Source organism: Arthrobacter mangrovi (genome assembly GCF_026011795.1).
Taxonomy (GTDB): Bacteria; Actinomycetota; Actinomycetes; order Actinomycetales; family Micrococcaceae; genus Crystallibacter; species Crystallibacter mangrovi.
On sequence record NZ_BRVS01000019.1, the window covers coordinates 23,749 to 47,593 of the forward strand.

General features: G+C 69.5%; 23 protein-coding genes. 9 read left to right on the top strand and 14 right to left on the bottom strand.

The window, feature by feature from the left end:
* Positions 1–42: 42 nt before the first annotated feature.
* Complete coding sequence (locus AHIS1636_RS15255; RefSeq protein ID WP_264796693.1) at positions 43–780, top strand: DUF427 domain-containing protein; 738 nt, start codon at positions 43–45, stop codon at positions 778–780.
* Positions 781–853: 73 nt separating this feature from the next.
* Here the strand turns inward: AHIS1636_RS15255 and AHIS1636_RS15260 are convergent, their stop codons facing one another.
* The 12 genes from AHIS1636_RS15260 to AHIS1636_RS15315 all read right to left on the bottom strand — a co-directional run bounded on the left by AHIS1636_RS15260 (position 854) and on the right by AHIS1636_RS15315 (position 13,349).
* Positions 854–1,162, bottom strand: a complete 309-nt coding sequence (locus AHIS1636_RS15260; protein WP_264796694.1) for a hypothetical protein — start codon at positions 1,160–1,162, stop codon at positions 854–856.
* Positions 1,163–1,366: 204 nt separating this feature from the next.
* On the bottom strand, positions 1,367–2,908 hold the full coding sequence (locus AHIS1636_RS15265) for an aldehyde dehydrogenase family protein (RefSeq protein ID WP_264796695.1): 1,542 nt from the start codon (positions 2,906–2,908) through the stop codon (positions 1,367–1,369).
* Positions 2,905–3,669: an HD domain-containing protein gene (locus AHIS1636_RS15270; protein ID WP_264796696.1), complete on the bottom strand. Its 765-nt coding sequence runs from the start codon at positions 3,667–3,669 to the stop codon at positions 2,905–2,907. The genes AHIS1636_RS15265 and AHIS1636_RS15270 overlap by 4 nt, the downstream gene beginning before the upstream one ends.
* A 7-nt stretch (positions 3,670–3,676) precedes the next feature.
* A complete protein-coding gene (locus AHIS1636_RS15275) occupies positions 3,677–5,002 on the bottom strand; it encodes an NAD(P)/FAD-dependent oxidoreductase (protein ID WP_264796697.1) in 1,326 nt (441 codons plus the stop codon).
* Between the two features lie 2 nt (positions 5,003–5,004).
* Positions 5,005–5,325: a 2Fe-2S iron-sulfur cluster-binding protein gene (locus AHIS1636_RS15280; protein ID WP_264796698.1), complete on the bottom strand. Its 321-nt coding sequence runs from the start codon at positions 5,323–5,325 to the stop codon at positions 5,005–5,007.
* Positions 5,326–5,352: 27 nt separating this feature from the next.
* Positions 5,353–6,132 (bottom strand): SDR family NAD(P)-dependent oxidoreductase, encoded by a 780-nt coding sequence (locus AHIS1636_RS15285; RefSeq protein ID WP_264796699.1) that lies wholly within the window; start codon positions 6,130–6,132, stop codon positions 5,353–5,355.
* An 86-nt stretch (positions 6,133–6,218) separates the two neighbouring features.
* On the bottom strand, positions 6,219–8,093 hold the full coding sequence (locus AHIS1636_RS15290; protein WP_264796700.1) for a PEP-utilizing enzyme: 1,875 nt from the start codon (positions 8,091–8,093) through the stop codon (positions 6,219–6,221).
* Between the two features lie 118 nt (positions 8,094–8,211).
* Positions 8,212–9,369 (bottom strand): PEP/pyruvate-binding domain-containing protein, encoded by a 1,158-nt coding sequence (locus tag AHIS1636_RS15295; RefSeq protein ID WP_264796701.1) that lies wholly within the window; start codon positions 9,367–9,369, stop codon positions 8,212–8,214.
* A 5-nt stretch (positions 9,370–9,374) separates the two neighbouring features.
* The gene (locus AHIS1636_RS15300; RefSeq protein ID WP_264796702.1) at positions 9,375–10,652 is read right to left on the bottom strand and encodes a cytochrome P450; all 1,278 of its coding nucleotides are present in this window, start codon (positions 10,650–10,652) and stop codon (positions 9,375–9,377) included.
* Positions 10,653–10,809: 157 nt separating this feature from the next.
* Positions 10,810–11,595 carry an IclR family transcriptional regulator gene (locus AHIS1636_RS15305; RefSeq protein WP_264796703.1) on the bottom strand — a complete coding sequence of 262 codons (786 nt, stop codon included), beginning with the start codon at positions 11,593–11,595 and terminating at the stop codon, positions 10,810–10,812.
* Positions 11,596–11,694: 99 nt separating this feature from the next.
* Positions 11,695–12,381: an HD domain-containing protein gene (locus AHIS1636_RS15310; RefSeq protein ID WP_264796704.1), complete on the bottom strand. Its 687-nt coding sequence runs from the start codon at positions 12,379–12,381 to the stop codon at positions 11,695–11,697.
* A gap of 191 nt (positions 12,382–12,572) precedes the next feature.
* Positions 12,573–13,349, bottom strand: a complete 777-nt coding sequence (locus tag AHIS1636_RS15315) for an SDR family NAD(P)-dependent oxidoreductase (RefSeq protein ID WP_264796705.1) — start codon at positions 13,347–13,349, stop codon at positions 12,573–12,575.
* Between the two features lie 221 nt (positions 13,350–13,570).
* Between AHIS1636_RS15315 and AHIS1636_RS15320 the strand changes: the two genes are divergently transcribed.
* The 4 genes from AHIS1636_RS15320 to AHIS1636_RS15335 all read left to right on the top strand — a co-directional run bounded on the left by AHIS1636_RS15320 (position 13,571) and on the right by AHIS1636_RS15335 (position 18,652).
* Positions 13,571–14,719 (top strand): glycoside hydrolase family 76 protein, encoded by a 1,149-nt coding sequence (locus AHIS1636_RS15320; RefSeq protein WP_264796706.1) that lies wholly within the window; start codon positions 13,571–13,573, stop codon positions 14,717–14,719.
* A 134-nt stretch (positions 14,720–14,853) separates the two neighbouring features.
* Positions 14,854–15,903: an iron ABC transporter substrate-binding protein gene (locus AHIS1636_RS15325; protein WP_264796707.1), complete on the top strand. Its 1,050-nt coding sequence runs from the start codon at positions 14,854–14,856 to the stop codon at positions 15,901–15,903.
* Between the two features lie 51 nt (positions 15,904–15,954).
* Complete coding sequence (locus AHIS1636_RS15330; RefSeq protein ID WP_264796708.1) at positions 15,955–17,538, top strand: ABC transporter permease; 1,584 nt, start codon at positions 15,955–15,957, stop codon at positions 17,536–17,538.
* Between the two features lie 13 nt (positions 17,539–17,551).
* Positions 17,552–18,652 carry an ABC transporter ATP-binding protein gene (locus tag AHIS1636_RS15335; RefSeq protein WP_373875859.1) on the top strand — a complete coding sequence of 367 codons (1,101 nt, stop codon included), beginning with the start codon at positions 17,552–17,554 and terminating at the stop codon, positions 18,650–18,652.
* Positions 18,653–18,659: 7 nt separating this feature from the next.
* Here the strand turns inward: AHIS1636_RS15335 and AHIS1636_RS15340 are convergent, their stop codons facing one another.
* A complete protein-coding gene (locus AHIS1636_RS15340) occupies positions 18,660–19,250 on the bottom strand; it encodes a YdeI/OmpD-associated family protein (RefSeq protein ID WP_264796710.1) in 591 nt (196 codons plus the stop codon).
* Positions 19,251–19,382: 132 nt separating this feature from the next.
* On the opposite strand from AHIS1636_RS15340, the gene AHIS1636_RS15345 reads away from it, so the two are divergent.
* The 4 genes from AHIS1636_RS15345 to AHIS1636_RS15360 all read left to right on the top strand — a co-directional run bounded on the left by AHIS1636_RS15345 (position 19,383) and on the right by AHIS1636_RS15360 (position 22,585).
* The gene (locus tag AHIS1636_RS15345; protein ID WP_264796711.1) at positions 19,383–20,078 is read left to right on the top strand and encodes a VOC family protein; all 696 of its coding nucleotides are present in this window, start codon (positions 19,383–19,385) and stop codon (positions 20,076–20,078) included.
* Between the two features lie 82 nt (positions 20,079–20,160).
* Positions 20,161–20,700: an NUDIX hydrolase family protein gene (locus AHIS1636_RS15350; RefSeq protein WP_264796712.1), complete on the top strand. Its 540-nt coding sequence runs from the start codon at positions 20,161–20,163 to the stop codon at positions 20,698–20,700.
* 110 nt (positions 20,701–20,810) lie between these two features.
* Positions 20,811–21,710 carry a DUF6707 family protein gene (locus AHIS1636_RS15355; RefSeq protein ID WP_264796713.1) on the top strand — a complete coding sequence of 300 codons (900 nt, stop codon included), beginning with the start codon at positions 20,811–20,813 and terminating at the stop codon, positions 21,708–21,710.
* Positions 21,711–21,835: 125 nt separating this feature from the next.
* On the top strand, positions 21,836–22,585 hold the full coding sequence (locus AHIS1636_RS15360) for an SRPBCC family protein (protein ID WP_264796714.1): 750 nt from the start codon (positions 21,836–21,838) through the stop codon (positions 22,583–22,585).
* A gap of 87 nt (positions 22,586–22,672) precedes the next feature.
* Here the strand turns inward: AHIS1636_RS15360 and AHIS1636_RS15365 are convergent, their stop codons facing one another.
* On the bottom strand, positions 22,673–23,737 hold the full coding sequence (locus AHIS1636_RS15365; RefSeq protein WP_264796715.1) for an FUSC family protein: 1,065 nt from the start codon (positions 23,735–23,737) through the stop codon (positions 22,673–22,675).
* Between the last annotated feature and the right edge of the window lie 108 nt (positions 23,738–23,845).

A 23,845-nucleotide genomic window follows, 5' to 3' on the forward strand; every position in this document is an offset into this window, starting at 1 on the left:
CGGCCGTGCACGGGGCCGGGGCAGCGGCGTAGACTGCCGCGCATGTACACACCGGAGCCTTTCGCCGAACCCTCCCCGCGCCGGATCCGGGTCCGCCTGGGCGGGTCCCTGGTCGCCGACAGTTCCCGCGCCCTGCTGCTGGTCCAGTACGGCAAATCCGGCCTGCCGACCTACTACCTGCCGCTGGAGGATGTCCGTCCGGGCGCCCTGGCCGGGGAATCGACCGAGGGCGGCCAGACGCGCTGGACCGTTACTGCCGGGAACAAGCACGCCGAGGCGGCGGCGTGGACCTATCCCGATCCGGGCGGCCCCACCGCGGCGCTGGCCGGACACATCACCTTCTCCTGGCGCCAGCTGGAGTGGTACGAGGAGGACGAGCGTGTCCTCGTCCACGCCCGGGATCCCTACAAGCGCGTGGACACCCTACGCAGCTCGCGGCGGGTCCAGGTCTACGCCGGGGACACGCTGATCGCCGACAGCATCCGGCCGCTGCTGCTCTTCGAAACGCACCTGCCGACCCGCTACTATCTGCCCTTCGAGGACGTGCGCACCGAGCTTCTCGAACCCAGCGACACCGTGACCAGCTGCCCATACAAGGGCGAGGCGCGCTACTGGTCCGTCAGGGCCGGGAACACGTTTGTCCGCGACGCCGCGTGGAGCTACCCGGCGCCCATCCCGGAGAACCCGAAGATCAAGGACCTGCTGGCCTTCTTCAATGAACGCACTGACTTGGTAGTGGACGGCGAACGCCTCGAACACCCGGACACAGCCTGGTCATAGCCGCAATAACGACGGCGGCGCCGGCCGGGGTGCGCCGACGTCCCAGCCCGCCCCGGCGCGGCAAGGGCGTCCGTCAGGCCAGCGGATGCCAGCGGCCGCGGATCCGGCGCAGCACCATCAGGTTCCGGCTGTGCGCGACCTCTTCCACGGCGTCCTGCAGATGCCGGGCGGCCCGGAGCGCCTGCCGGTTCTCGTCGTCGTACGCCCCCGGCTCCACCGTGAACCGCACCGTGATCCGCGGGACTCCGCCCACCACGTCCAGCTGGTGCCCCTCCACCACGTGCGAGGAGCCGACGGCGGCAGTGGCCGCCTCCATCACACTGGGCGGCGCAAAACCCGGACGCAGCCCGGTGATGTCGAGGCGGGCTCGGAAGGACGGCATGCGCTCATGCTAACGAACGCGCCTGCGCTGGAAAGCGCAGGCGAGCTACCGAGCCGACAGGTGCCCGGACCAGCGCCGCTCCATTCCGTGCGCAGATCAGCACCGTGCGGGAGTGCGGCACCGTCTTGATCTGCGCACACAATCCGAGCGCAAGGCCGAACCAGGCATTATCCGCGCACGCGATCGGGGGGCGCGGTGTCTGCCCTACCGGCGGTGGATGGACTTGTAGCTCAGGTAGGCGTTCAGCCCCTCGATCCCGTATTCGGTGCCGAGGCCGGAATCGTGCCGGCCGCCGAAGGGTGCCGAGTGGTTCGAGGCGAAGAAGTTGATGCCCACCGAGCCGGTGTCCATCCGGTCCGCCACCGCCAGCGCCGCGTCCTCGTCCTTCCCGAACACGAGCCCGCCGAGTCCGAACTCCGTGTTGTTGGCGAGCGCGACGGCGTCGTCCACGCCGGAGTACTTCAGCACGGAGATCACGGGGCCGAAGATCTCTTCGCGGGAGATCCGCATGTCCGGGGTGACGTCGGCGAAGACCGTGGGCTCCACGAAGTAGCCGTGCTCCAGTCCGCCGCCGAGCCGGGCCGCGCGGCCGCCGGTGGTGGCGCGGGCGCCTTCGGCCAGGCCGGACTCCACGTACTCGAGCACCGTCCGGTACTGCGAGGCGGTGGCCGCCGGGCCGAAGACCGTGGCTGGATCCAGCGGGTCGCCCTGCCGGCCGGCGGCGATGGTCGCCGTGACCATGTCGACCACCTCGTCATAACGCCCGGCGGGCGCGAGGATGCGGGTGGAGATGTAGCAGGTCTGCCCGGTATTGCGCATGCAGGACCGCACCAGCACCTGCGACATGGCGTCCAGGTCGGCATCCGGCAGGACCACGGCGCTGGACTTGCCGCCGAGCTCCAGCGTGACCGGGCGCAGCAGCTCGCCGCAGGCCGCGGCGATCTTGCGGCCCACCGGGGTCGAACCGGTGAACGCCACCTTGTCCACGCCCGGGTGCCTGACCAGCGCGTCGCCGAGCCTGCCGGAGCCGGTGACCAGGTTGACCACGCCGGCCGGCACGCCCGCGGCGGCCACAGCGTCGACGATGATCCGGAAGGACAGCGGCGTCGGGGACGCCGGCTTCATCACCACGGTGCAGCCGGCCAGCAGCGCCGGCGCCAGCTTGATCACCATCAGGTTGATCGGGAAGTTCCACGGCGCAATCAGCGCGCAGACGCCGACCGGATCCCGGCGGACCACGGATTCGCCCCCGCCGCGCGGGAAGGGCCGCACGTCTTCGCGCTCGAGGTAGTCCGCGAGCGAGGCGAAGTAGCGGAAGATGCCGGCGGCGTTGGCGGCGGCGCCGGAGGACTCGGAAACCGGCGAGCCGTTCTCGCGGGTGTTCGTCAGCGACAGCTCGGTGGCCCGCTTCTCTACCTCGTCCGCGATCCGCAGCAGGTAGCCGGCGCGCTCCGAGGGCGCCAACCGCGCCCAGTCTCCGTCGAAGGCCCGGCGGGCGGCCGCGACGGCGGCGTCGAGATCCTCTGCCGTGCCGTCCGGCACGGAGCCCCAGACCTGGCCGGTCGCAGGGTCGGTGACGTCGTTGCGGCCGGTGCCCGCCGCCGTCGTCCACGCGCCGTCGATGAACACGTCGTCGACGTGGGTGTACGGCAGCGACAGCGCGGCGCGCGCGTCGATTGCCGGGCCGGAGAACGACGACGGCGCCTGGCCGGGTGTCGCGGGTGCGGTCTGCGGCGTGGTGGTCATCGGATCACTCCAGTCTTGAGCAGCGCGTTGGAGCGCGCCAGGTCCGCCGTGCCCATCTGCACCGCGGCATCGGTAATGAGTTCCGGGATGATTTCCGCGGCGAGCCGGTCCGTGTACACATCAGGGGTCATGCCGAACCAGGACGAGGCCAGCGCGATGCCGGCGTGGTCGAACCGCCACAGCCGGTCGGCGTCGCGGACCAGGGCGTCTTCGATCGAGTAGGCCACGTGGCGGGTGTCGTGTCCGTCGATGATCTCGCAGACACGGTCGATGAATTCCGCCGGGTAGCCGAGGCCGGGCAGCACGCGCCGGGCGACCTTGCAGCCCTCGGCCTCGTGCTCGTACCGGATTGCCGCCTTGCGCCAGTCGCCGGTGAAGCCCTCGGACAGGATGCGCGACTCGTCCACATGCGCCCAGCCGGTATCGTGCAGCACGATGGTCACGCGCACCAGCTCCGCGTCCGCCTCCGGGTGGGCCCGGCAGAGGCGCTCGGCGTAGGCGAGCGAAATGGGCAGGTGGATGTCGTTGCCGCGGGCGCGGGTCTCGGACACCACGCTCTTCCACAGCCGGTCGAGGTCCGCCCCGGCAGGGGTCAGCGATGCGGGCCGGGTGTCCACCGGGCCGGTGGCAGGAACCGGGCGGACCGGGTGCGCGGCGGCGAAGGCTTCGGCGCGGGGGTCCGACGCGTGCGCGCCGGGGTCCTGCCCGGGCCAGGCCGGGGCGCCGTCGTTGGTTTGCGTCTGCGTTTCGGGGGTGCTCATCAGTTCCTCAGCCGTCCGTGACGATGGTTTTCAGGACCACGGCGGGGTCTGCCGCCGCGTCCGCGGGAATGTTCTGGCCCTTGGCGAGGGCATTCTTGACAGCCATGAAGTCCAGCGGCGCGTTCACGCAGTCCGCGGCGATGATTCGTCCGTCCCGGTAGTACAGGACGGAGAACTTGCCCCGCTCGTCGTCACGCCGGACCACAGTGCTGTCGTAGCCGAGCGTCAGCCCGGCGATCTGGAGTTTCAGGTCCGCCTGGTTGGACCAGAACCACGGGATGCCGGCGTAGTCCTCGCTGCGGCCCATCAGCGAATAGGCGGCGACCTTCGCGTGCTCGATCGCGTTGTTGACGCTCTCGAGCCGGATGCGCTCGCCCTCCGGCGCCCCGGGCAGCGGGTTCGGGATGTTGGCGACGTCCCCGACCGCCACGGTGGTGCCGTCGGAGGCCACGGCATGGCGGTCCACGACGATCCCGTTGTCCACGTCGAGGCCCAGCTGTTCGGCCAGCTCGGTGTTCGGTACCACGCCGATGCCGACCAGCACCAGCTGCGCCGGCACCACGCTGCCATCGGCAAGTTCGACGCCGGCCACGCGGCTTCCGTCTCCGGCCGGCACCAGGCGGTTCATCCGGGCGTCCAGCCGGATGTCCAGCCCGCGTTCGCGGTGCGCGTTGAGGAAGTACTCGCTGGTTTCTTCGCCGACCGCGCGGCCGATCAGCCGCGGCCCGTACTCCAGGACGGTGACGGCCTTGCCCATCTTGTGCAGGCTGGACGCGGCCTCGAGCCCGATGAATCCGCCGCCGATGACCACGGCCTCGCGGACGCCGTCCAGCTGCGCCTTCAGGGCCAGCGCGTCGTCCGCGTTGCGCAGGTACACCACGCCGTCCAGTTCCGCACCGGGCAGGTCCAGTTTGCGGGCCCGGGCACCGACGGTCAGGGCCAGCCGCTTGAACGGGAACCGTGCGCCGGAGGCGGCATGCGCCACGCCGGAGCCATCGGATTCGCGTTCGATCCGCTCGATCCGCTGGCCCTTGACCAGGGCGACGTTGTGCTCCTGCCAGTACTCGTTGGAGCGGAAGATCAGCGACTCGCTCTCCACCGTGCCCTGCAGGAATTCCTTGGACAGCGCCGGGCGCTGGTAGGGCCGGTGGTCTTCCTCGCCGAGCAGCGTGATGTGCTCGTCGAAACCCAGCGCCCGCAGCGACACCGCCAGCTGCACGCCGGACTGGCTCGCGCCGATGATCAGCAGCCCCGTGCGCACGGCACCCTCGACGGCGGTAGCGTCCGCCGAGACGGAGTGTGCCGCCGTCGTGCCTGTCTTGGTGGCGTCCATGGTCAGACCTGGGCTTCCGGTGTGGTCACGTACAGGTCCGTGTCCTCGGCCAGGCGCAGCTGGCAGGACAGGCGGGAGTTGTCCTCGCGGTCCACGACGGTGCCGTAGAGCATCTCGTCCTCCATCTCCTCCATCTCGGGGAGCTGGTCGAGGCAGTCCTCGCGGACGAAGACGTGGCAGGTGGCGCAGGACAGCGAGCCGCCGCATTCGGCGACGATGCCGGGCACGCCGTTGCGCACCGCGGTCTCCATGACCGAGTCGCCGGCGTTGCCTTCGATGTCGCGGACGGTGCCTTCAGCGTCGGTGAAATGAACCGTAGGCATGGGGATCTCCTTCTCGGTTGTGTAGGTCTAGATGAACTGCCGGCCGCCGTCGACCACGAGGGTCTGGCCGGTGATGTAGGAGGAGTCGGGTCCCGCGAGGAACAGCGCGGCGCCGACGATGTCTTCGGGCTGGCTGGCCCGCTTGAGGGCGCCGCGGTCCACGCCGTAGCTCTCCGCGTTTTCCATCAGCGAGTAGCTGGCCTCGGTGAGCGTGAAGCCGGGGGCGATCGCGTTGACCGTGATGCCGCGCCGGCCGAGTTCCTTGGCCAGCACCCGGGTCATCGCGACCACGCCGCCCTTCGAGGCCACGTAGTGGAGCCACTGCTCGGAGCCGGAGAAGATGGTCGCCGAGGAGAGGTTGATGACGCGGCCGCCGTCGGCCAGGTACTTGCTCGCGGCGCGGGTGACCAGCCAGGGACCCTTGAGGTTCACGTTCATTACCAGGTCCCACTCGTCCGGGTCGATGTCCTCGAACGGGCTGCGGGTCACCGTCGCGTAGATCGCGGCGTTATTAAGGACGACGTCGATCCCTCCGTTGCCGAATTCGGCGCACTTTTCGGCGAGTGCCGTGGTGGATTCGGCGCTGGTGACGTCGGCCTCGAAGGCCGCCGCCTCGGCGCCGGTTTCCCGGACGAGGCGGGCGGTCTCCTCCGCGCCGGCGAGGTTGACGTCCGCCACCGCCACGCGGTAGCCGCGGCCGGCGAAGCCGAGCGCGAAGGCCCGGCCGAGTCCGCCGGCGGCGCCGGTGATCAGCACCGTGCGCGCGCCCTGCTGTCCGGGGGCGGTCGGGGTGGTTTCCTGCGTCATGTCAGATCTTTCGGTAAGGGCCGGACCGGGGCGATGGGGGTAGGCCCCGGTCCGGCGGGGAACGCCTGGCCGTTTGGGGAGACAGCTCAGACGTGGCTGTGGCTGTGCGCGCCCGGGCCGGCGATGGCCGGTTCTGCGGCTTCCTCGGCATCCAGGATCTGCACGGTGCCCTTGGTGCCGTCCACCCTCAGGCGCTGGCCCGTCTTGATCGTGGTGGAACCGGAACCTGTGCCGGTGACCGCGGGCAGCCCGTACTCGCGGCAGACGATCGCGGCGTGGCTCATCATGCCGCCGATGTCCGTGACGGTGGCCTTGATCTTGCCGAAGATCGGGCCCCAGCTGGGCGCGGTTACGGTGGCCACCAGGATCTCGCCCTGCTGGACCTCGGAGAGCTGGTCCGAGTCCGTCACGACGCGGGCGATGCCCTCCACGACGCCCGGAGAGGCCGCCATCCCGCGCAGGCCGCCGCCTTCGACTTCCTCTCCGGCGCCGAGCCACTGCTGGACCTGTTCGGTGGTGATGCCCCAGAGCATCCGGGTGAACGGCTCGGTGATGGAGGCCGGCGGGGTGTTCAGGGCCGGCTGCGGGCGGGCCGTCTTGAGCGCGTCGATGATGCCGCGGCGGCGTTCGATCTCCTCGGGCCAGTAGGTCGGGCCGATCGGCTGTGCGCCCACGCCCCAGCCGGTGACCAGGTCGAAGAGCGCGTCGCGGACCTCGTTGCGGCCCAGGTAGAGCAGGTCGTCCGGCTCGTTCCAGAAGCCCTCGGCGTGCATCATCCGGGAGAGCTCGCGGATCTTGCGCCAGAAAACTCCCATGGTCCAGTGCTCGATGTAGAAGTTGTGGTTCTCCACGTACGGGTAGGCGGTAGCGGCCAACTGGCGCTTGGCGTCGAAGACGGCCTGGGTCTCGCCCTCGAGCAGGTCCCGGTATTCCTCGACGATGCGGTCCTTCTCCGCGATGAGCTCCTCGGTGGGCCGCATGATCTCCTGGCCCTCGTCGAGCCGGCGGATGTAATCGGCGATGTAGCCGAGCGGAATCTCCTGGTGTTCCTTCCAGTACTTGTCGTGGCCGTAGAAGCCGTTGCCCACGGTGAAGTTGAACCACGGGTCCTGGGCTTCCTCATACTGCCTGATCCACCGCTCTCCCCCGCTCGAGGCGCGGACCGCGCCCAGGGTGGCTTCGACGTCGTCGGTGTTGGCGAAGGCGGACTGGATGCCCAGTTCCACGGCCAGCTTGGCCAGCTGCTTGAGCTCGTCGTCCGGGCGGAACAGCTCCATGTCCACGCCCTGGACCATGGTCGCGATCGACTGGTCCGGAATGTTCGGGAAGACTTCCTTGCAGAAGTTGAAGAAGTCCAGGTAGGCGATGTAGCCCAGGTTCAGGAACTCGAAGTGGTACTGCCAGTTCTGGTAGGCCAGCTGGATCAACCGGTCGTAGTTCTCCAGCAGCACCTCCGAACCGTCCTTCGCCTTGCCGGTGGTGATGTCCTCCATCGGAACCATGTCCGGCAGCTTGGCGAAGGACAGCGTCTCCATCTCGTCGATGGTGCCGCGGACCTTGACGTGCCACTGCTTGAGCAGCTCCTCCCAGTTCTGGAAGTAGTGGCCGACGCGCTGTTCGAACAAAGGCACGCGCGCGGCGATCTGGTCTTCGGGGACCGGGATCGGCGACATGTACAGGTAGCCGAGGTGGATGCGGAATTCGATGCCGTTGGCGTTCGGAATCATCAGGTGCCGGGCGTTGTACTGGCCCAGGCACTTGACCGCGAACTCGCCGCCGATGGTCTCGAAGGGCTTGAAGACCGTGGGCCAGTGCTGGCTGTCGCAGAACCAGAACTTGGCGTCCTCGGCTTCCTTGAGCTTGTCCTGGAAGACCAGGTAGTACGGGTACAGCTTCTCCCAGCCCTCGGCGCCGGCGGGAACCGGCAGCTCGGAAGGCTTCGGGAACGACTTCATGGACATGGGCGTCCTTTCGGTGCGGGCTCGACGTCGGGCCCTGGCTGACAACTTTCAGTGCAGTGGTGCAGTGGTGCCGTAGTGCTGTGGTGCGGGTCGGACGGTGCTGCTCAGGCGGTGCTGGTCAGGCAGTGGTCTTGAGCAGCGAGGCGGTGATGCTGCCCAGGCTGAAACCGGTGGCCGCGGCCGTGGTTCCGGAGGCAGCGTCGCCGCTGGCCGCGGAACCGCCGGACGCGGGGATGCCGAGCGAGGCCGCGTAGCCTCCCGTGGAGGCCTTGGGCGCGGCCGGCTTGGAGGAGTGCACGGTTTCCGGGCGGGACTGGAGCAGCAGGAGGTTTTCGCCGTCGGGCAGGTCGGCGTCGAGCGCCCACTCGATGTCCTGCGGGCACTTGTAGTGCTTCTCCGCCCGCTTGGCCATGGAGGCAACCGCGGCGAGTTCCTCGTCCGTCAGGCTGCGGCGGCCGCGGCGCTCCTCGTCGACCTCGCGCTCCACCAGGGTGTGGGCGGAGCGGTCCGGAACCAGTTCGGCATGCTTGTCGCCGAGGTGTTCGCTGACGACGGTCAGGGTCACCTTGTCCAGCACGATGTTGTCCGGTGTGACCTGGCCGGAGACAACCATCTCGCCGACACCGTAGGAGGAGTCGATGGTGATCTTCGAGCGGTCCCCGTTGGCCGGATCGAGCGTCATAGCGACCCCGGAGACCTTCGAGTTGACCATCTTCTGGACCACGACGGCCATGGAGAGGCCCTCGTTGGGGATCCCGTTCTTCAGCCGGTAGATGATGGCCCGGGCGGTGAAGAGCGAGGCCCAGCACTGGCGGATGTGGTCGGTGACGGCCTTGGCGCCCTCGAGCCACAGGTAGGTGTCCTGCTGGCCGGCGAAGGAGGCGTCCGGCAGGTCTTCCGCCGTGGCGCTGGAGCGGACCGCTACCGGGACGGGTTCCTCGAACCGGGCCATCAGCGCCTCGTAGGCCGCCAGGGTCTGGGCCCGCAGGCCCTCCGGCACGGGCTTGGAGCAGATGTCGGCGCGGATCCCGGCGGAGACCTTCTCCATCTCGGCGACGTCTTCCGGGTCCAGGCCTTCCAGGAGGTCGTGGATCTCCCGGGTGATGCCGGCCGCGGACATGAACTCGTCGAATGCGGCGGTGGTGACGACGAACCCGGGCGGGACGGGCATGCCGGCCGAGGTCATGGTGACCAGGGACGAGCCCTTGCCGCCGAGCGCCTCGAGGGTGGGCTCGATGCCGCCGTCGAAGAACTGGATGTACTCGTTGCTTTCCATGGTGCTTAGGCCTCCCAAGCCACGGGGACGGATTCGGGGACGCGGAAGGAGAGGTTCTCGCGGAACTCGATTGCTTCCGGGTTGTCCAGCTTCAGGTTGGGTGCCAGCCGGACGATTTCCTCCAAGGCGATCTTCGCCTGGAGCTTGGCGAGCATGTTGCCGAGGCAGTAGTGGATGCCGTAGCCGAAGGAGAGATGCTCGCGGGCGTTGGGGCGGGAGATGTCGAACTCCTCGCCGCCGGTGAAGCGGGTCTCGTCGCGGTTGGCCGAGCCCATCAGCAGCAGCAGGCCGGCGCCTTCGGGGATCTTGACCCCACCCACCTCGGCGTCCTTCAGGGCCTTGCGGCGCCACCCGACGATGGAGCCGGAGTAGCGCAGGACCTCGTCGATCGCCGCCGGAATCTTCTTGGGGTCCTCCACCAGCTGCTGCCACTGCTCCGGGTGGGCCAGCAGCACGCGCACTGCGTTGGAGATCAGCGTGGTGGTGGTCTCGTGGCCGGCGAAGAGCATGCTGTAGAGGACCGAGGCGATTTCGTGGTCGCTGATCTCGGCGCCGTCCTGCTGGGCCTTGACGAGGTCCGCGGTGAGGTTATCTCCGCCCTCCTCGTGGGCCACGCGGACCAGCCGCTGGCATTCCTGCCAGTACTCGACGAGGTTGTGGGCGTGCGGGATCTGTTCCTCGTCGGACAGGTCGCCCCAGGTCATCGCCGCACGCGAGTCGCTCCAGCGCTTGAACTTGTCCACCTCGGCCACGTCGGCGCCGATCAGCGTCAGGATGGTGACCGTCGGGACGTCGTAGGCGAGGTCGCGGAAGATGTCGCCGCGGCGCTCCGGATTGGCCAGCATCCGTTCCAGCTGGTCCACGACGTTCTGCCGAATGAACGGCTCCAGCACTTTAAACCGGCGCGGGGTGAAGGCCTTCTGGACCACGGAGCGGATCCGGGTGTGCTCCGGAGGGCGCCGGGCGGAGAGGCCGGAGTAGGCGGTGAAGCCGCCCTCTTCCATGATCTTCCTGGCGGCCGGGCCGCGTTCGCGCACCGGTGCCTGCGCGTTCTCGCTGGAGAAGGTCTCCCAGTCGTCGAAGACTGCCTTGATGTCGTCGTAGCGCGTGACCACGTAGTAGCCAATGCGCTCGTCGAACATGACCGGCTGCTCTGCCCGGAGTTCGGCGTAGGCCGGGAACGGATCCTTCATCTGGAACGGCTGGTAGCCGTGGTGCCCGGCGGGGGCCTCGGCGCCGTGGCCGAACGGGCAACGGGGGGCCGCCTCAGTCGAGGGTGACATCTGTGCTCCTTGGATATCGTCTCCCGCTTCCGGCCGGGGAGGCCGTCGGCGGTTCGTTCGCTATCCAGTGTTGCGCATGTCACCCTGTAATGTGCACCACAGTATTCCACTGAGTAGAAGCCGGATTACTGTACGGTAGCACCGCAGGGCCGCGGGGTCACCGCCGGCTCATGCCCAGCAGCGATTCCAGCGGGATGTGCGCCGTCGCCCGTTCGATCTGGGCGGATACACCCCGCAGGACCGGCAGGTGCCGGGTCATCGAGGCGGACTGCGCCGAGGCCAGCACCAGCCCGAGGCCCGCCCCGATCCGCTTCGTGTGGAATACCGGGACGGCGATCGAGCAGGACCCCAGCCGCACCTCCTCCAAGGTGGTGGCGTAGCCCTGCCCGCGGATCTGCATCAGCTCCTCCGCCAGCCGGCGCGGATTTGTGTGCGTATGCGCGGTGGCCTGCTCCAGCTCGCGGTGCAAGTACGCGTCGCGGACCCATTCCTCTTCGTACGCCAGGATCACCTTTCCCACCGCCGTCGCGTGCATGGGCAACCGACCCCCGACCCGCGAGGCCCGCGGCACCCGCTTGGTCCCGTAGATGCGCTCGATGTAGAGCACCTCGTTGCCGGCCCGGACGGCCAGCTGCGCGGTCTCGCCGGTCAGCGAGAAGAGGTCCTGCACGAACGGCCGCGCAGCCTCGCGCAGCTGCCGTCCCGTATTCTGCGCCAGTTCCCAGACGCGGATGCCCAGCTGGTACCGGCCCGTGGCGCTGCGGGAGAGGAAGCCCCAGTCGGTGAGTTCGGTGACCAGCCGGTGCGTTGTGCTCAGCGGCAGCCCGGAGCCCTCGGCAATTTCGGTCAGGCTCAGGGCGCCGCGGGACTTCTCGAACGCCTCCAGGACGGCAAGGACCTTGGACGTTACCGTCCGCCCGGGTTCCCGGTTTCCGCCCGCCACGCAGCCTCCTTCTCCGTCGCCGTTTTCGCCGGCACGACGAGTCTAGCCGCGGACAATGCCCGGGCGCCGCCCTCGGACGGAACGCTGATCAGCTACCTGTCAGCTCCCCGCGAGCAGCTCCTGCCGTTCGGGCCACAGGGTCACGGACTCCAGCGCAGAGAGCGCCCGGGCGATCGTCGCCGCTTCCTCGGTGAACAGGTGCCCGTGCACGCGCTGGCTGCACAGCCGCAGCGCCTGCCCGCGCTCCAGGCCGAACCACTCCATGACGGTGTCGATGCCGTGCGTGCTCAGCCGCCAGGTCTTGTCCGAGTCCTTCACGATGGCGTCCTCAATGGACAGCGCCTCCTTGCGCGAGTCATGGCCGTCGATGATCTCCAGGATCTGCGGCACCCGCGCGGCGTCCCACCCGACCTGCTCCAGGATCCCGGCGGCCAGCCGGGCGCCCTCCTTCTCGTGCAGCAGCACCAGGTCGGGCCGCCCGCCGCCGGGCGCGATGGCCGCCAGCACTTCCTCCGGCGGCACCTGGGACCAGCCGATATCGTGCAGCATCATGGCGGGAAGTACGACGGCGGGATCCGCCTCGGGGTGCGCGTGCAGCAGGGTGCGGGCCAGGCCCAGGGCGTAGAGCGTGTGGGCATCATTGTCCCGCACCGCCAGCAGCGGCGCCGCCAGCTTCCATATGCGGGCCAGTTCGGGCTCCAGCGTAATGACGCCGTCCGGTTGTTCTTCAATCCCGGCGGACACATCGCTGCCGAACTGGTTCGCAGCCGGCCTCATCTTCGTCATGCCCTCACGCTGGACCATGCGCTCCCGCCGCGCAACCCGCGTCTTCCGCTGGCCGGAACCCGGCTCGGCCATCGACTGGGCAACAGATGCCCTTTTCCGCGCAGGAACGGGCGGCTGCTGCACAGTCGACGGGTAGGTCGTGAGTAAGGGTCGACGGGTGAGGGTCGTGGGTGAGGGGCGGGCAGCAGCGCCTACTTGGGTGCCATCCGGATGGCGCCGTCGAGCCGGATGGTTTCGCCGTTGAGCATGGCGTTGTCGACGATGTGGGCCGCCAGGCTGGCGTACTCCGCAGGCCGGCCGAGGCGCGAGGGGTGCGGAACCTGGTGCCCCAGGGATTCCTGCGCCTCCCGCGGCAGCCCTGCCATCATGGGCGTTTCGAAAATCCCGGGAGCGATGGTCACAACCCGGATCAGCGAGCGCGCCAACTCGCGGGCGAGCGGCAGGGTCATGGCCGCCACGCCGCCCTTCGAGGCGGCATAGGCGGGCTGGCCGATCTGGCCGTCGAACGCGGCGACGGAGGCGGTGTTGATGATGACGCCGCGTTCCGGCCCGCCGGTTTCGGTGGCCACCGGCTCGGTTTCCGCCATCGCGGCGGCCGCCAGGCGGACCACATTGAAGGTGCCGACCAGGTTGATCTGCACGACCCGGGCGAAGTCGGCCAGCGGGAGCACCCCGTTGCGCCCCAGCACCTTCCCGGGCGTGCCCACGCCGGCGCAGTTCACCGCCACCCGCAGCGGTCCGAGTCCCGCAGCCGCCTCCACTGCCGCCTGGACGTCGGGTTCGCTCGTCACGTCGGCGGGCACGAAGAGCGCACGTCCGCCGAGTTCCTTCGCGTAGGCCTCGCCGGCGGACTGCGGCAGATCCACCAGCACCACGGAGGCACCGCCGTCGTACAACCGCCGGGCGGTCGCGGCCCCCAGGCCCGACGCGCCTCCGGTGATCAGGGCTACGGCTCCGGTCAGCTCCAAGGTTCCTCCTCAGTTCGGCGGGTCAGGCGGTTTCGCCCGTTCCGGGCGGCCACACTGCCAGCATAGTGTGGCCCGGCCCACGGTTCCGGCGGGCCGGCCAAGGAACCGGCGGGAAACGGCGCCGGGCAGGGCCAGTCCGCGGACCAGCCGGCAGACCAGCCCGCCGCGGCGCAGGCCCGATGCCCCTCCGGCAGCCTGCGGCCAGCCGCTAGGCTGGGGCCATGGCCGCCGAAATCCCTCCGCCCGCTCCGCCAACTCCCGGCACCATCCGTTCGTCCGGCCGCGCGGACGAGGCGGCGGACGCCGTCATCCGCCACTTCGGCCACCGCCTCTTCGGCCTGCCCTTCACGCACATCGGCGAGGTCCGCCGGCCCGCCGCCGGGCTCTGGCCCTTCGGGCGGCCCTGGCATTACTGGTGGCAGGCCCACTACCTGGACTGTTTGGTGGACGCGGGCTGGCGGGAACTGGAGCGAAGCCAGCATTACGACGGCGGCTTCGGCCCAAGCGCCGGGGCCCTCGGCTCCCGGCTCCTGCGCACCATCCGGGTGCGCAACCTGCTGCGCTTCACGAACTCCTACTACGACGACATGGCCTGGCTGGCCCTCGCGGCCGGACGCCTGGACGCGCTGGCGGAGGCGGCCGGGAAGCCGCGGCACCGCAACCGTGCGGCGCTGCGCGCGCTGGGCCCGGCGCTCGAATCTGCGCACACCGAGGACCTGGGCGGCGGCCTGTTCTGGAACACCCAGCGGAACTTCAAGAACGTCCCGGCGACGGCGCCGGCGTCGCTCTTCTTCGCCCGCTCCGGGCAGCGGGAGCGGGCAGAGGCACTGGTGGACTGGCTGCGGGAGAAACTTTACGACGGCGGCGCCGGGCTTTACCTCGACGGGCTGCGGCTGGGCGGCGGCCAGGCCGTGCCGGTGTCCGACATCTACACCTACAACCAGGGGCCGGTGCTCGGGACACTGCTCGAGCTCGGCCGGCCGCAGGACCTGGACCATGCCGCGGCGCTGGTCGATGCCGTCGCCCGGCGGCTGACGGTGCGGCACGAGGACAGGCCGGTGCTGCGCACGCACGGGGACGGGGACGGCGGGCTCTTCACCGGCATCCTGGCCCGATACCTGGCGCTGGCGGCGAACTCGGCCCGGCTGCCCGACGCCACGCGGACGCTCGCCCGGTCGCTGGTGGCCAGCACCGCCGACGCGTTCTGGGCCGGCCGCCGGTTCGAGAACCACCGCAGTTGGGAGGTGCTGGTCTTCGCCAAGGATCCGGCGCTCCCGGCCAAGCGGTCCTACCCGCCCGGGGAACCGGTAGAGCTGTCCACGCAGCTGCAGGCCTGGATGGTGCTGGAGGCCGCGGCGGCGCTCGCTTGACGTCATTACGTAACATCCGTGTTGTGTATTGCCCGGGCCGTGGTCCACAATGACTGGGCAAGCGAAGGCTTGCCTTACTCCCGCAGCGGGGTCCGGCCGGGCCCGCTGCGGCCCGCATTCCCGAAAGGCTTTCCATGAAGATCCGCTTCCCGAAGTTGCCTGCGGCGGCCATCGCCGCGGCGGCGGCCCTCACGCTCAGCGCCTGCGGCTCCGGCTCCTCGGCCCCCGAGGGTTCCTCCGCGGCCGAAGGCTCGGCCGGCGAACTCACCGTCTACAACGCCCAGCACGAGTCCATGACGCAGGCCTGGATCGATGAATTCACCGCTGATACCGGCATCAAGGTCAACGTCCGCCAGGGCAGCGACACGGAGATGAGCAACCAGATCATCCAGGAAGGCGACGCCTCCCCCGCCGACGTGTTCATCACCGAGAACTCCCCCGCGATGACGCAGGTGGAGAACGCCGGGCTGTTCACCGAGGTCTCCCCCGCGGTGCAGGAGAACGTCCCGGAGCAGTACCGCCCGTCGTCGAACATGTGGACCGGCGTCGCCGCCCGCTCCACGGTCTTCGTCTACAACAAGGAAGCGGTCAAGGAAGGCGACCTGCCGGCGTCGATCATGGACTTGGCGAAGCCGGAGTGGGCCGGCAAGTGGGGCGCGGCTCCGGGTGGCGCCGACTTCCAGGCGATCGTCTCCGCGATGCTCGAACTCGAGGGCGAGCAGGCCACGGCCGACTGGCTCAAGGCGATGAAGGAAAACGCCAAGATCTACCCGAAGAACGGCGCGGCCATGAAGGCCGTGAATTCCGGCGAGGTCGACGGCGCCGTCATCTACCACTACTACTACGCGGCGGACCAGGCGAAGACCGGCGAGAACTCCGGCAACGTCGCCCCGCACTACTTCAAGAACGAAGACCCGGGCGCTTTCGTGAGCATCTCGGGCGGCGGCGTGCTGAAGTCCTCGGAGAACCAGGAGGCCGCCATGCAGTTCCTGGAGTTCATCACTTCCAAGAAGGGCCAGGAGCTCCTGGGCACCGGAGAGGACTACGAGTACCCGGTGGGCAAGGACGTCGCTCCGCGCGAGGGCCTGGTCCCGCTGGACGAACTGCAGGCTCCCCCGGTCGACGCGGCCAAGCTGAACAGCGAGAAGGTCGTCGAACTGATGACCAACGCAGGCCTGCTCTAAGCCGGAGTAGTCTATTTCGGTGAGCATTTCCCTACCGGTAGCCGGGGTCCGATGACCCCGGCTACCGGCATGTCCAGCGACCCCTCGAACATCCGGTCCAAGGCGCGCAGCCCCCGCTCCCGACCTCCGGCACCCGTAGTGGCCGCCGCCGTCGTTATTTCCCTGGCGACGCTCATCCCGCTGGGCTTCGTCATCATCATGACCGCCGCCACCGGCTGGGACACCGCCGTGAAGCTCATCTTCCGGCCGCGCGTGGGCGAGCTGCTGTTCAACACCGTGGGCCTGGTGCTGGCCACCATTCCGCTGTGCATTGTCATCGGCGTCGCCGCGGCGTGGCTGGTGGAGCGCACGCAGCTGCCGGGCGCCCGCTTCTGGTCGCTCGTGCTGGCGGCGCCGCTGGCCGTGCCCGCGTTCGTCAACAGCTACGCCTGGGTCAGCACCATTCCGTCGCTGGGCGGCATCGCCGGCGGCACGCTGGTCTCGGTGCTCTCCTACTATCCCCTCGTCTATATTCCGGCAGCCGCCGCGCTGCGCCGGATGGATCCCGCGCTGGAGCAGTCGGCCGCCTCGCTGGGCCTGGACCGCTGGCGGGCGTTCTTCCGCGTCATCCTCCCCCAGCTCTGGCTGCCGATCACGGGCGGCTCGCTGCTGGTGGGGCTGCACCTGCTGGCCGAATTCGGCGCCTTCTCGATGATCCGGTTCAACACGTTCACCACGGCGATCATGGAGCAGTACCAGTCCACCTTCAACGGCGTGGCCGCCAACATGCTGGCCAGCGTGCTGGTGCTGCTGTGCCTGGTCATGCTGCTGTTCGAGTCCCGCATCCGCGGCAACGCCCGCTACGCCCGGATCGGCTCCGGCGTCGCCAGCCGCCCGCCCATCCTGCCGCTCGGGCGCTACCGCCCGGTCGCCGTCGTCGGTGTCCTCGGCCTGGCCGCGCTGGCGCTCGGCGTGCCGCTGGGGAACGTGGTGCGCTGGCTGGTCGCCGGCGGGGCGGACATTTGGGACCTGCCGGAGATCGCCCGCACGCTGGCCCAGACCCTCGCCTTCGGCCTGGCCGGCGCGCTGCTGACGGTGCTGCTGGCCTTCCCGATCGCCTGGCTCGCGGTGCGGTATCCGAGCTGGTTCACCAAGCTGCTCGAGGGCACCAACTACATCACCTCCTCGCTGCCCGGGATCGTGGTGGCGCTGGCATTCGTCACCGTGGCCGTCGGCTACCTGCGGCCGCTGTACCAGACGGTTCCGCTGGTCATCGCCGCGTACGTGCTGCTGTTCCTGCCGCGCGCGCTGGTCAACCTGCGCGCCGGGCTGGCGCAGGCCCCGCGCGAGCTGGAGGAGGCGGCGCAGTCCCTGGGCAATCCGCCGCTGAAGACGTTCCTCCGGGTGACCCTGCGGCTGACCGCGCCGGCAGCCGCAGGCGGTGCGGCGCTGGTGTTCCTGGGCATCGCCAACGAGCTGACCGCCACGCTGCTGCTGGCCCCCACCGGCGTCAACACCCTGGCCACCCGGTTCTGGTCGCTGAGCTCCGAGATCGACTACGGCGGGGCGGCGCCCTACGCGCTCATCCTGATCCTGCTCTCGCTGCCCATGACGTACCTGCTGTACACCCAGTCGCAGAAGGCGGCCGGCCAATGACCCCTGGAAGGAGCTGCAGCGCGTGAGCCCGGCCTCGGCTGATACCCCCACCCCGGACAGCCATCTCATCATCGACAACGTCACGAAGTCCTTCGGCAGCACCCAGGTCCTGCGCGGCGTGAGCCTCTCGGTGCACCGGGGAATTACGACGGCGATCGTCGGGCCCTCGGGCAGCGGCAAGACGACGCTGCTGCGGTTGATCGCCGGGTTCGAGGCGCCCGATTCCGGGTCCATCATGCTCGACGGCAAGGTCGTGGCCGACGGCACGACGCTGGTGCCCGCGCACCGCAGGAACGTGGGCTACGTGGCGCAGGACGGCGCCCTCTTCCCGCACCTGAGCGTCGGCGAGAACGTCGCGTTCGGGCTGGACCGGCGCAAGTTCGGCGGCCGCGCCGCCGTCCGGAAGCGGGTGGCGGAGCTGCTGGCGATGGTCTCGCTCGATCCCGACTACGCCGGCCGGCGGCCGGACGAACTCTCCGGCGGCCAGCAGCAGCGGGTCGCCCTCGCGAGGGCGCTGGCCCGCGAGCCCGAGCTGATGCTGCTGGACGAGCCGTTCAGCGCGCTGGATGCGGGCCTGCGCGTCGCCACCCGCAAGGCCGTGGCCGCCACCCTGGCCGCCGCCGGCGTCACCACCATCCTGGTCACGCACGACCAGGGCGAGGCGCTCTCCTTCGCCGACCAGGTGGCCGTCATGCGCCGCGGCGTGCTGGCGCAGATCGGCAACCCGTTCGTGGTGTACACCCGGCCGAGCGACCGGGAGACCGCGGAGTTCCTAGGCGATGCCGTGATCCTGGACGCGGACCTGCAGGGGTCGCTGGCCACCTGTGCCCTGGGCGGTATCCCCGTGCGGCGCCCCACCTGCCAGGGCCGGGTGCATCTGATGCTCCGGCCCGAGCAGATCCGCATCGCCGAGACCGGCGCCATCCGCGGCACCGTGCTGGAGACCGACTTCTTCGGCCCCGAGGTCACGGTCAAGCTGGAACTCCACGGCCCCGCCGCCAGCAACGGACTCAAGCAGACCATCACGATCCGGCACTGGAACGCCACCCTGACCAAACCCGGCACCGAGCTGTACCTGCGCGTGATCGGCGAAGGCGTCGCCTTCCCTGCCTGACGCCTGGCTATGGCTTCTTCCGCTGCGGATGCGGCGCCTCGTGCCGGGCCAGCATCTCGACGAAGCCGGCGATCTTCCGCTCCCGCGCTGCCGCCGTGCGCAGCTGGCTAAGCCGGAAAATGAGCGCGAAACGGTTCTGCGAGGTCAGCACGTCGAACATCGCCTGCGCCTCCGGCACGACCGCGATCGCCGCGGCCAGGTCCTCGGGCACTTCCGCGGTGGCCGGCCCGGCATAGGCCAGCTCCCAGCGTCCGTCTGCCTTGGCCGAGGCAACCGCCGCGCGGCCGGCGTCGCGCATCCTCCCGTCGGCCTCCAGCCGCTCAATCCGTTCCACGTTCCGCAGCGACCAGACGCTGCGCTTGGTCCGCGGGCCGAACCGCTGGAAGGAGGACTCGCCGTCGCGCCGGCGGGCCTGTCCGTCGATCCAGCCGAAGCACAAGGCCTCCTCAAGGGCAGCGGCATAGTCCAGCGCGGTCACGGTGCCGCCCTTCTTGTGCAGCACCAGCCAGACCCCGCCCGAGGCCTCGTGGTGCTCTTCCAGCCAGGCGCGCCAGGCATCGGCGTCCGGCAGCAACAGCTCGGGAAGTTCCGCAGGCATGGACAAACACTAGCGGCGGATCCGGCTTCCGCACCATAGGCTGGAAGCACGCGAGGCCGGCAGCAGGCGCCGGCCTCGGAAGCACGCCAGGCCGCAGCCCGGATGCGGCCAACAGACTACCCAGGAGGAGCCATGCTGCGAGTCCGCCCGGTCCACTACACGTCCCGCCCGGAGGAGTTCAGGCAGCTGCTGACGGCGCTCGGCATGGCCGTCACCGCGGACTACGGCACCTGGATCGAACTAGACGCCGGCCACGGACGCCTGGCCCTGCATGCCATGCCCGCCGCTTCGCGCTCGGATGCCACCACCGCCCTCGGCTTCGAGGCCCGGGACCTGGAGACCTTCCGCCGGCGGACCGAGGAGGCCGGTACCCACGCCGCGCCCTTCTCCGCGGACCACGGTGTCCGGGTCAAAGTCATGCCGCCGGACGGCCTCGAGTTCATCGTCGACCCCGTCAACGAGTCCGCCGACGAGCACAATGCGGACCCCGCGCTGACCGTGGCCGCCGTCTGGTTCACCCCGGACGTCGCCGGAGCCGCGAAGGTGCTCGCGGACATCGGCGCCCGGGAACGCAGCTCGGACCCCGATGCGGCGGACTTCACCGCCAAGAACGGCGGCGTCGTGCACGTGCGCCGGGCGCAGGCGCCGGACGCGGATCTGGCCTTCGAGTACGACGGCGACCTGGCCGCCCTGCAGCGCAGACTCACCGATGCGGGGCTGGCGGCAACCCTGTCCGATACCCCGGCCGGACCGGTGCTGGACGTGCCGGATCCGGACGGACCCGGGTCCGCCGGCGGAGGGAAGCTACGCATTACCCGCCCCCGCTGAGGCTTACGCTCTCGGGAGAAACCGCATTGCCACCGGCGGTTCCGGCGTGACCTCGACCTCAGCCGTGCGATACAACAAGTACATGAATGTGCGCACTCCGGACCCGAACCCAGGCTGGCTCTCCGAAGAGGACCTCTACGAAGCCAGGCGGCGGCTGCCCATGGTCTACGTGGAGGCCATCCCGGTCCGGCTGGACGCCCTGGGCTACGTCACCGACGTCGGCCTCCTGCTGCAGGCCTCGGATGAGGGCCAGATGGTGCGCTCGTTCGTCTCGGGGCGCGTAATGTACCGCGAGACGATTCGCGCCGCGCTGATCCGGCACCTCGAAAAGGACCTCGGGCCGCTCGCCTTCCCCCAGCTGCCGGCCTCCCCCATTCCGTTCACCGTGGCCGAATATTTCCCCTCCCCCTCGGAAACCGGCCTGACGGACGACCGCCAGCACTGCGTCGCGCTGGCCTACCTCATCCCCGTCACCGGCGAGTGCGACCCTCGGCAGGACGCGCTGGAGCTGACCTGGATGAGCCCCGAAGATGCCCTCAGCCCCGAAGTCCAGTCGGAGTTCACCGGTGGCCGCGGCAACCTCCTGCGCCAGGCCCTCGCGCACGCCGGCTGGTGCCGCTGAGGAAACAGGCAGCAGGTTCCCTAACCACATCCCCGCCGCGCGGCGCAACTTCGGAAAACGAGGTAACGAATTCATATACTGTGGTCTGAGCCTGAGCCAGGGAGGACCGGATGACCGATCAGCAGCGAACGTATGTCCATACGATCAAAGCGGAGATGATCGCACCCGGGCACATGTTCCTCCGCCGCGGAGGAAAGCATTCCGCGGAGGTGGCGGGCACCGCCGTCGTCAATGACGATTTCGGCACCCCTGCCCTGGTGATTGCCACGTTGACGGACGGCAAGAAGGTGCGGATCGCCCACGGCTCGAGCCTCCGCGTCGCTTCCAACCGCCCGGGCCCCGGTCCCGCCAGCGCGCTCGCGCTGGATGACCTGGAGCTGATTCCCGCCGAGGAAGGCACCCCGGAGGCCGTGATTGTCGACGTCGCGCGGGCCCACCCCAAGGACATGGACATCCAGCGCATCGCCGCGCGGCTGAGCAAGGGCCTGAACCTCAAGTCCGGCAGCAACCTGCAGGACGTGCGGGACCTGGCCCACCGGCTGTTCGTCTACGTGGATGACCGGGACAACGCGCTGCGGGTCTGCCAGCTGATCACGGACGTTCCCTTCGACGGTAATTTCGGCCGCTGGAAGTCGATCCAGGGCGCCCTGGCGATGTCGTCCTTCATCCAGCACGAGGCCGGCAATACCGAGGAATCCGAGCGGCTGGCCAAGGCGATGCGTGCCCCGGACGAGGTCGAGGAGAAGGACCCGCTGCGGGCGAAGATGAACGCCATCGTGCTGCAGCGCCAGCTCAACGAGCCGAACCTCTACGACAAGGAAATCCACCGGGCCATGGCCGCGGCGGACAAGCCCGCCGAGCGGGACTGGCGGGTCGAGCGGCTGGCCGTGCTGACCTACCTGCGCACGCACGGCGGATCGGAGACCCTGGAGCCTGCCGAACTCGAGCGCCGCATCGCCAACGAAATCGTCGCGGTCCGCGCCCTCAACGAGCAGCTCACCGCGGGCTGAGCGCTGCCTCCGGCCGGGATCCAGGCGCCAAAATTCTGTCGCCGGCCATGATCCGGCCAGCCGGCCACCCCCCTCGGCACCGGGCTCTGGCCAGCCGTCGGCGGCCGGGAGTAGAGTCCTCTGACATGACGGAGAACCGTAATCCGCTAAGCGTCCATATCAATGCCGATGCCCAGCAGGTCTGGGTCATGCTGCGCGAGCCGAGCAGGATTGCGCAGTGGCACGGCTGGGAGCTGGACAGCCTCGAGGACGAGATCAACGAAATCTACTTCACGAACGCGACCGAGGGTGCCGACCACCGCAAGCTGGTGACCAACGGAGGCGACACGTTCACCCTCGAGCCGGTGGGTGACGGCACGCAGGTCACCCTGGAGCGCGGAACAATCGAGCCAGGCTCGGAGATGGCTGACTGGGACCAGGACATCACCGAGGGTTGGACCAGCTTCCTGCAGCAGCTGCGCTTCGCGCTCGAACGGCACCCCAACATGCCGCGCCAGACCACGTACTTCGCGCACGATGCGGTGCCCGAGGGCGGCGTCCTGGCCAGCCTCGGCCTGGCGGACATGCCGGAGCCGGGCGAGGACTACGAAGCCGAGCTGAGCACCGGCGAAACCATCAGCGGCAAGGTCTGGTTCCGCACGGACACGCAGCTCGGCCTGACGGTCCGGACCTATGCCGAGCACGGGGACGGGCTGCTGATCGTCGCCACCCAGCCCAAGCATGAGCGGCTAAGGCCCGACGGCGGCACGCAGGTCCTGATCACGACGTACGGCCTGGGTGCCAGGCGGCTGGGCGAGATCCGGGGGGCGTGGGATTCCTGGCGCACCCGGCATTTCCCCTCCTCCGAGGAGCTGACGGTAGGCCGGCCGCTCTGACGCGCGGCCCCGCTGCGGGTTCTTCGGCACAGGCGGCCTCCCGCTGGAGGATCTGCAGGACGCAGCCGGCTGCGCCGGGACCCCGTGCTAATCCTGCCCCGGGTTTCCTCCACGGCTCTTGAGGAACCGGCGCCGGTTCTTCTCCCGCAGGGTGCGCTGGTGCATGAGGTAGACGAGGCTGATGCCCACCAGAGCCCCAATGGCTGTCTGCAGCGCCCGGTCCACCATCAGCTCCTGCGGGTTGGTCGGCGCCGCCAGTTCCGTCATGATCAGCGCCAGCGGCGTGATGAAGATCAGGGCCAGGGCGTAGTGCCGCAGGACGAACATCTCGGCCGCGAACTGCAGCACGATCACCATCAGCACCAGGGCCCACGGCGCCGGGTGCGGCGCCAGCAGCAGCCCGGCCGCGACCACGCCCGCGAAGGTTCCCAGGATGCGGTGGACGCCCTTCTTGATCCGTTGGGCCAGGCTAGGACCGGCAATGGGCGCCACCGCGGCGACCATAGCCCAGTAGTTGTGTCCGAGGCCGACTATCGTGGCGATGGTTCCGGCGGCGAGCGCCGCGACCGCGTTCGCCGCTGCCTCGACCCTGAACTCCCGCCAGTGGTCGGGCGTCAGGACGCGCTTGGGCGGCGGCGCCATCGACGTCCGCCATGACGGGACCAGTCGGCTGCTCACCCCGATCAGCATCGCCAGCAGCACGCTGACCAGTCCGGTCAGCATCGCCTGCCAGAGCGGCGGCGTCGGCTGGATGGAGCCGATCGCGGCATAGCCGAAGGTAAAGAAGATGACGCCCGCCGGGCGCAGGCCGAAGTAGTTCACCGCGAGTGACAACAACCCGGCCACCACGGTGGTGCCGATGACGATGCCCCAAGGTCCGGCGTCGGCCGCTGCCGTCAGGGCACCGGCCAGCATGACCAGCAGCATCAGGACGCCGAACTCGGCCTGGTGGCGCAGCCTGGCCCCATGGGGTTCGCCGCGGCCGTAGATCCCGGTGAATGCGCCGAAGGCGGCGAAAACCATAAGGTCGAAGCAGTCCATCGCGAGCAGGGCGAGCAGCGGCAGGCCGACGCTCGCGGCGCAGCGGATCCCGACGATGTGGTCCTGCCGGGCGGGGCCGACGCGGAAGAACTCCCGCACGTGCTCTTTCAAACGCGGAACCTGCTTTCGGTCGGACGGGATAATGCCACTATGGCCGCATTTCCGACCACAAGCCGGGAGGCATTTGCCACTCTACGGCCGCTTGGCGCCCCCGAGTCG